This is a genomic window from Streptomyces sp. NPDC085460, from assembly GCF_044541975.1.
Lineage (GTDB): Bacteria > Actinomycetota > Actinomycetes > Streptomycetales > Streptomycetaceae > Streptomyces.
In genome coordinates this window covers 410,157-417,357 of record NZ_JBITTO010000006.1, presented here as the reverse complement: position 1 = coordinate 417,357, position 7,201 = coordinate 410,157, and the positions used below count along the sequence as shown (strand labels likewise).

At 72.4% G+C, this 7,201-nt stretch carries 6 protein-coding genes; 2 read left to right on the top strand and 4 right to left on the bottom strand.

Annotation, left to right across the window (positions count from 1 at the left end):
* Positions 1-144: 144 nt before the first annotated feature.
* The 3 genes from ACIGHB_RS18255 to ACIGHB_RS18245 all read right to left on the bottom strand — a co-directional run bounded on the left by ACIGHB_RS18255 (position 145) and on the right by ACIGHB_RS18245 (position 3,658).
* The gene (locus tag ACIGHB_RS18255) at positions 145-483 is read right to left on the bottom strand and encodes a P-II family nitrogen regulator (RefSeq protein ID WP_015036464.1); all 339 of its coding nucleotides are present in this window, start codon (positions 481-483) and stop codon (positions 145-147) included.
* Positions 480-1,826, bottom strand: a complete 1,347-nt coding sequence (locus ACIGHB_RS18250; protein ID WP_360314488.1) for an ammonium transporter — start codon at positions 1,824-1,826, stop codon at positions 480-482. Before ACIGHB_RS18250 ends, ACIGHB_RS18255 begins: the two co-directional genes overlap by 4 nt.
* A gap of 356 nt (positions 1,827-2,182) precedes the next feature.
* Positions 2,183-3,658 carry a hypothetical protein gene (locus tag ACIGHB_RS18245; RefSeq protein WP_360314490.1) on the bottom strand — a complete coding sequence of 492 codons (1,476 nt, stop codon included), beginning with the start codon at positions 3,656-3,658 and terminating at the stop codon, positions 2,183-2,185.
* A gap of 437 nt (positions 3,659-4,095) precedes the next feature.
* Between ACIGHB_RS18245 and ACIGHB_RS18240 the strand changes: the two genes are divergently transcribed.
* Entirely contained in the window at positions 4,096-4,749 is a 654-nt protein-coding gene (locus ACIGHB_RS18240) for a bifunctional DNA primase/polymerase (protein ID WP_360314492.1), read from the top strand.
* 72 nt (positions 4,750-4,821) lie between these two features.
* Here ACIGHB_RS18240 and ftsY read toward each other — a convergent pair whose 3' ends face one another.
* Positions 4,822-6,048, bottom strand: coding sequence for a signal recognition particle-docking protein FtsY (ftsY, locus tag ACIGHB_RS18235; RefSeq protein ID WP_399914186.1), 1,227 nt, complete (start codon positions 6,046-6,048; stop codon positions 4,822-4,824).
* A 151-nt stretch (positions 6,049-6,199) separates the two neighbouring features.
* On the opposite strand from ftsY, the gene ACIGHB_RS18230 reads away from it, so the two are divergent.
* A complete protein-coding gene (locus ACIGHB_RS18230; RefSeq protein ID WP_360314496.1) occupies positions 6,200-7,171 on the top strand; it encodes an LLM class flavin-dependent oxidoreductase in 972 nt (323 codons plus the stop codon).
* Positions 7,172-7,201: the final 30 nt, after the last annotated feature.

Here is a 7,201-nt window from a genome sequence, read left to right as displayed (position 1 = left end):
TCGCCGCCGCGGGGGGGCCCCCCCGGGCGCGCGGGGGCCCGGGGCCCGCCCGGCGGTGGACCGCCGCGGGGGGGGGGGGCCCGGCCCGCACCCCCCACCCCTTGGAGGCCGTACCCCCAGAGCCGTACCCCCTGGGTCGCGCTCCTACAGCGCGTCCGGTCCGCGCTCGCCCGTCCGGACGCGGACGGCGGTCTCGACCGGGACGCTCCAGACCTTTCCGTCACCGATCTTGCCGGTGCGGGCGGCCTTCACGACGACGTCGATGAGCTGTTCGGCGTCCTCGTCCTCGACCAGGACCTCGATGCGGATCTTGGGGACGAGGTCGACGGTGTACTCGGCTCCGCGGTAGACCTCGGTGTGGCCGCGCTGGCGGCCGTATCCGCTGGCCTCGGTGACGGTGAGGCCGTGGACCCCGAACGCCTGGAGGGCCTCCTTGATCTCGTCGAGCCGGTGCGGCTTCACGACCGCGGTGATGAGCTTCATGCGTCCACCTTCTTGTTCTCCGTGACAACCGGGGCGGGGGCGGCGGTGGTGCGCCCGCTGGCGCCGCCGCCGGCTCCGCTGAAGTCGTAGGCGGTCTCGGCGTGCTCGACCTGGTCGATGCCGGAGACCTCGTCGTCCTCGCTGACCCTCATGCCCATGGTCTTGTCGATGATCAGGGCGAGGACCGCGGAGGCGATCAGAGAGTAGGCGAGGACGGCGAAGACGCCGACGGCCTGCTTGCCGAGCTGCTCCAGGCCGCCGCCGTAGAAGAGGCCCTTGGCGTCGGACTGGACGCCGCCGGTGGCGAAGAAGCCGACGAGGAGGGAGCCGAGGACACCGCCGACGAGGTGGACGCCGATGACGTCGAGGGAGTCGTCGTAGCCGAACTTGTACTTGAGGCCGACGGCCATGGCGCAGACGAGGCCGGCGATGGCGCCGATGGCGATCGCGCCGAGCGGGGAGCAGGAGCCGCCCGCGGGGGTGATGGCGACGAGGCCGGCGACGGCGCCGGAGGCGGCGCCGAGGGTGGTGAAGGCGCCGTGCCGGATCTTCTCGTAGAAGAGCCAGGCGAGCATGGCGGCGGCGGTGGCGACCTGGGTGTTGACGAACATCACGGCGCCGACGCCGTCGTCGTTGCCGAGCCAGGAGCCGGCGTTGAAGCCGAACCAGCCGAACCAGAGCAGACCGGCGCCGAGCATCACCAGCGGGAGGCTGTGCGGGCGCATCGGGTCCTTCTTGAAGCCGACGCGCTTGCCGATGACGAGGATGACGCCGAGGGCGGCGGCGCCGGCGTTGATGTGGACGGCCGTTCCGCCGGCGAAGTCGATGACGCCCATCTCGAAGAGCCAGCCGCCGGCGCCCCAGACCCAGTGGGCGACGGGGAAGTAGACGACGGTGACCCAGAGGGCGATGAAGAGGGCCCAGGCGGTGAACTTGACCCGGTCGGCGAGGGCGCCGCTGATGAGGGCCGGGGTGAGGATGGCGAACATCAGCTGGAAGGCGGCGAAGACGAAGACGGGGATGGTGTAGCCGTCCCAGAGTTCGGTGACGCCGATGCCGCTGAGGCCGAGGTAGTCGGAGGACCAGCCGACGATGCCGCCGGTGTCGGTGCCGAAGGCGACGCTGAAGCCGTAGAGCACCCAGAGGATCGTGACGATCCCGAGGCTGATGAAGCTCATCATCAGCATGTTGAGGGTGGACTTGACGCGGACCATGCCTCCGTAGAAGAAGGCGAGGGCCGGGGTCATCAGCATGACCAGGGCGGTGCAGATGAGCATGAACCCGGTGTTGGCGGCGGACAGCTCGGGGGCGTCTGCTGCCAGGGTCGTGATGGCTGGTGCCATCGGCGTCTCCTCGTCGTCGGATGCGGCCTGTGCGGGGCGGGGCCGGCGGTGAGCGGCGGCCTGAGGGGTGGCCGGTTATGGGCCAGAGATTCGCGCAGCGCGGTTTCCGACGATGCCGCTCGATGTTTCGGGGCAGTGACGAAGGGCCGGGGTGTGTTACGTGACCGTGAACACCCGGGTCACGGGGAGGTAACGGGCGTACTCTCCCGGCCGGGCGGTCGGGGGGTGGCGGGTCCCGGACGTGGACCGGCCGCGCCGGCGTCCGTGTGTCCTGTGCGGCGGGGGAGCCGAGTCGGGCAGTACGGGACGTCCGGCGCGGCCGGGGTGCGGGGGCTCGCGGGGAGTGGGCGGGGCGGTCAGACGGCCTCGGCGGACTCGGGCAGGAGCAGGGTGAGCCGGTCGGTGAGGTCGACGACCTGGGCGACGTCGCCGAAGTCGCGGGCGGCGGTGTCGACGGTCTTGCGGAGCCGGTTGTTGACCCGTTCGGAGCGGATGGAGCGGGCGACCCCGAGGGCCTTCTCGGCGAGGACGACGGACTGCTCGGGCTCGCGCTTGAGCAGGTGGACGGTGGCCATGCCGATGAGGTTGAGGGCGTACGACCGCTGGTGGTCGGGGTCCTTCCCGAAGAGCTCCACGGCCCGTTCCATGACGGGTTCGGCGAGGGAGGCGTAGGTCGGGGAGCGGCCGGCGACATAGGCGAGGTCGCGGTAGGAGTGGGAGTTCTCGCCGTTGAGCTCGGCCTCGGTGAAGAAGCGGATCCAGTCGGGCTCGGGGCCGCCTTCGAGGGCGGCGTCGGCGAAGGTGTCCTCGGCCATCCGGACGGCCCGCTTGCACTTGGAGGGCTGGCCCATGTTGGCGTAGGCGCGGGCCTCCATCGCATACAGCATGGCCTGGGTGCGGGGGGTGGCGCAGTCCCGGCTGCCGTACTGGGCGAGGTGGATGAGTTCGAGGGCGTCGTCGGGGCGGCCGAGGTGGATCATCTGCCGGCTCATGGAGGAGAGGATGTACGAGCCGAGCGGCTTGTCGCCGGCTTCCTTGGCGGCGTGCAGGGCGAGGACGAAGTACTTCTGGGCGGTGGGCTGGAGGCCCACGTCGTAGCTCATCCAGCCGGCGAGTTCGGCGAGTTCGGCGGCGACGGTGAAGAGGCGTTTGGCGGTGGCGGCCGGCTGGGGCTCCTGGAGGAGGTCGGTGACCTCGTGGAGCTGGCCGACGACGGCCTTGCGGCGCAGTCCGCCGCCGCACTGGGCGTCCCACTTGCGGAACATGGCGGTGGTGGATTCGAGGAGGTCGAGCTCGATCTCGGAGAGCCGGTGGGGGCGGCGGCCGTCGGGGGCGGGGTCTCCGGGGGCGGCTTCGCCGGTGGGGGTGGGCACCAGCCAGCGCTGCATGGGCTCGATGAGGGCGGGTCCCGCGGCGAGCTGGAGGGAGGAGCCGAGGAAGCCGCGGCGGGCGAGCATGAGGTCGCTGCGGGAGAACTCGCTGAGCAGGGAGACGGTCTGGGGTCCGGCCCAGGGGAGGTCGACGCCGGAGACGGAGGGCGTCTGGTGGGCGGTGCGCAGTCCGAGGTCCTCGATGGCGACGACGGAGCCGAAGCGCTCGGAGAACAGCTCGGAGAGGATTCTCGGGATGGGTTCGCGGGGCTGCTCGCCGTCGAGCCAGCGGCGGACCCGGGAGGTGTCGGTGGAGATGTGGTGGGCGCCCATCTGGCGGGCCCTGCGGTTGACCTGGCGGGCGAGTTCGCCCTTGGACCAGCCGCTGCGCACGAACCACGAGCCGAGGCGCTCGTTGGGGCGCTTGCCGGCATTCGTACCGTCTGTGCCGCTGCCGCCCACTGGAACGCCCCCATCCACCTGATTGCCTGTCGTGCGAACCCCTATCAGAATGCCGCGTCCGGCGGCACTCCGCTCGGTGTTCCGACTCCTTCGAACGGGAAACCGGCTTGCCTCCGGCATACCCACCCGCGCGTGTCCTCCGGGGTTCGGGTACCGAAAGTAATCCTACGATCACCCCTGCGGTGAGGGCGTTTCAAGAAACGCCACCATTCGCCACCCCTTCGAATGAACTCGCCGGGCGCTCCACACGATTCACTTGACATGCGACGACCCGGGGTCAGCGGTTGGGAGCGCGGAGAGGCGTGCGCCACCGGGCGCACCACCCCGTTCACGACCGAGCGCCGCCCCGGGCGATCACACCCGGGCGTGGCGTCACCGAACGTGACCCGCGTGTTCCGGGTCGTAACCACCGGCGCGTCCGACCCGTTGGAGGGGGCATGGGCTTCACGATCGGCGGCATTCGCGAGATGCGGTCCGGCTCACGGCGTCGCGCACGCACCACCGAGTGCACAGCGGTGGCCGAGTACACCGGACTCTGGGGCTGGGACGTCCAGCCCGGCGCGCGGGCCGTCTCCGGCCAGTGCTCCTGCGGCGACCGGGCCTGTACGGCTCCGGGCGCGCATCCTCTCTCCTTCGCGCCGCCCGTTCCGGCGGGCGCGGGGGTGGACGACGCGACCAAGGCGTGGGCGGAGTTCCCGGGGGCGGCGCTGCTGCTGCCGGTGGGGCGCGCCTTCGACGTGATCGAGGTGGCGGAGGCGGCGGGCCGGCGGGCGCTGGTCCGGATGGAGCGGATGGGGCTGCCGCTGGGGCCGGTCTGCGCGACGCCGACGGGCCGGGCGCAGTTCTTCGTCGCGCCGGGCGCGGCGGCGGAGCTGCCGCGGCTGCTGTACCGGATGGGCTGGGACGACGCGGACCTGGACCTGCACTGTCTGGGGCCGGGCTGTCACATCACCGCTCCCCCGTCGAACCTGGGCGGTCTGGGTCCGGTGCGCTGGCTGCGGCCGCCGACGCTGGACACGGCGGGGGCTCCGCCGCAGGCGCGGCTGCTGCTCGGCACGCTGGCGTACATGTGCCATCGGACGCACGCCTAGGAGTACGGCGCGTACGGCGAGGGCCCCCGCTCCTGGACGGAGCGGGGGCCCTCTCGCGTGCGCCGTGCGGGGTCAGTCGCCGATGAGGGCGTCGACGAAGGCGGCGGGCTCGAAGGGGGCCAGGTCGTCCGGGCCCTCGCCGAGGCCGACGAGCTTGACGGGGACGCCGAGCTCGCGCTGGACGGCGACGACGATGCCGCCCTTGGCGGTGCCGTCGAGCTTGGTCAGGACGATGCCGGTGATGTCGACGACCTCGGCGAAGACGCGGGCCTGGATGAGGCCGTTCTGGCCGGTGGTGGCGTCGAGGACGAGGAGGATCTCGTCGAGCGGGCCGTGCTTCTCGACGACGCGCTTGACCTTGCCGAGCTCGTCCATGAGGCCGGTCTTGGTGTGGAGGCGGCCCGCGGTGTCGACGAGGACGACGTCGGCCTTCTCGGCGATGCCCTCCTTGACGGCGTCGTAGGCGATCGAGGCGGGGTCGCCGCCCTCGGGGCCGCGGATGGTGCGGGCGCCGACGCGGTCGCCCCAGGTCTGGAGCTGGTCGGCGGCGGCGGCGCGGAAGGTGTCGGCGGCGCCGAGGACGACGGACTTGCCGTCGGCGACGAGGACGCGGGCGAGCTTGCCGGTGGTGGTGGTCTTGCCGGTGCCGTTGACGCCGACGACCATGACGACGCCGGGGACGTCCTCGGGGCTCTCGGTGTGCACGGTGCGGTCGTAGTCGCCGAGGAGGGCGATCAGCTCCTCGCGGAGCAGGCCGCGGAGCTCCTCGGGGGTGCGGGTGCCGAGGACCTTGACGCGCTCGCGGAGCCGGTCGACGAGTTCCTGGGTGGGGGCGACGCCGACGTCGGCGACGAGGAGGGTCTCCTCGATCTCCTCCCAGGTGTCCTCGTCGAGGTGCTCGCGGGAGAGCAGGGTCAGCAGGCCCTTGCCCAGCGAGTTCTGGGAGCGGGCGAGGCGGGCCCTGAGGCGGACGAGGCGTCCGGCGGTGGGCTCGGGGACCTCGATCTCGGGCGCCGGGGGCGCCTCGGCGACGACCGGGTCCTCGACGGCGGCGGGGGTCTCGACCGCCTCCTCGGCGGTCGGGAGGCCGACCTCCTCGACGGTGCGGCGTGGTTCTTCCCGCGGTGTCTCCGCCTCGTCGCCGACGTGCGGCTCGGCAGGCGGAGCGGTGATGGTCGGCGTGGTGGACGGCGGCTCGGCCGGCGGCAGCTGCTTCTTCTTGCGGCCGCTGATCACGAGCCCGCTGGTCACGGCGACCACGACGACCAGAGCGATGACTACAGCAAGGATGAGTTCCATAACGTCACCCAGTATCGGACACGACCGGGCCGGTGACGCCGTACGCACGCAGCGTGGGTCGCGCGTTCCGGGCGCGCCGGGACCGTTCTCATCTGACGTAGCGTCAGCTATGGTCGCCCCTCGCCGGCAGCCCACCCGGGAGGGGACCCCCATGGCCTTCAGCGTCGTACGGTTCAACCTGGTCGAGCCGCGTGCCACCGCCGAGTCGCTGGCGGAGCGGTACCGCGCCGCGCTGGAGATGGCGGCCTACGCGGACGGGCACGGGGTGGACACGGTCCAGACCGAGGAGCACCACGGGGTGGAGAACAACTGGCTCCCCTCCCCCTTCGCGTTCGCGGGCGCGGTCTTCGGCGCCACCCGCCGGATCGCGGTCACCGTCTCGGCGATCATCGGCCCGCTGCACGACCCGCTGCGGCTCGCGGAGGAGATCGCGGTCCTGGACCTGCTGAGCCGGGGCCGGCTGGTGACGGTGGCGGGGATCGGCTACCGGCCGGAGGAGTACGAGGAGCGCGGGGTGGACTGGGGGCGGCGCGGGAAGCTCCAGGACGAGCTCCTGGAGACGCTGCTCGCCGCGTGGACGGGCGAGCCCTTCGCGTACCGGGGCCGTACGGTACGGGTCACCCCGCGGCCCTTCACCCGGCCGCACCCGCTGCTGCTCGTCGGCGGTTCGTCGAAGGCGGCGGCGCGGCGCGCGGCGCGGCTCGGTCTGCCGTTCTTCCCCTCGGCGCATCTGCCGGAGCTGGAGGCGTACTACGCGGAGCGGTGCGCGGAGTACGGGACGGAGGGCTGGACGATGATGCCGGGTCCTGTGACGCCGCTGCTGCACGTGTCGGAGGATCCGGACCGGACCTGGGCGGAGTACGGCGAGCACTTCCTGCACGAGGCCCGGGCCTACGCGTCCTGGCAGTCGAAGGACATCAGGTCGGCGGTGCGGTCGGGGGCGTCGAGCGTGGCGGAGCTGCGGGCGGAGGGGGTGTACCGGGTGGTGACGCCCGCGGAGTGCGTGGCGCTGGGCCTGGAGAGCCTGGTGCTGCATCCGCTGTGCGGGGGGATGCCGGTGGAGGAGGGGTGGCGGAGCGTGCGGCTGTTCTGCGACGAGGTGCTGCCCCGGCTCGGGGCGTGAGCCTCGGGCCGGGGCAGCCGTCGTGAGGAG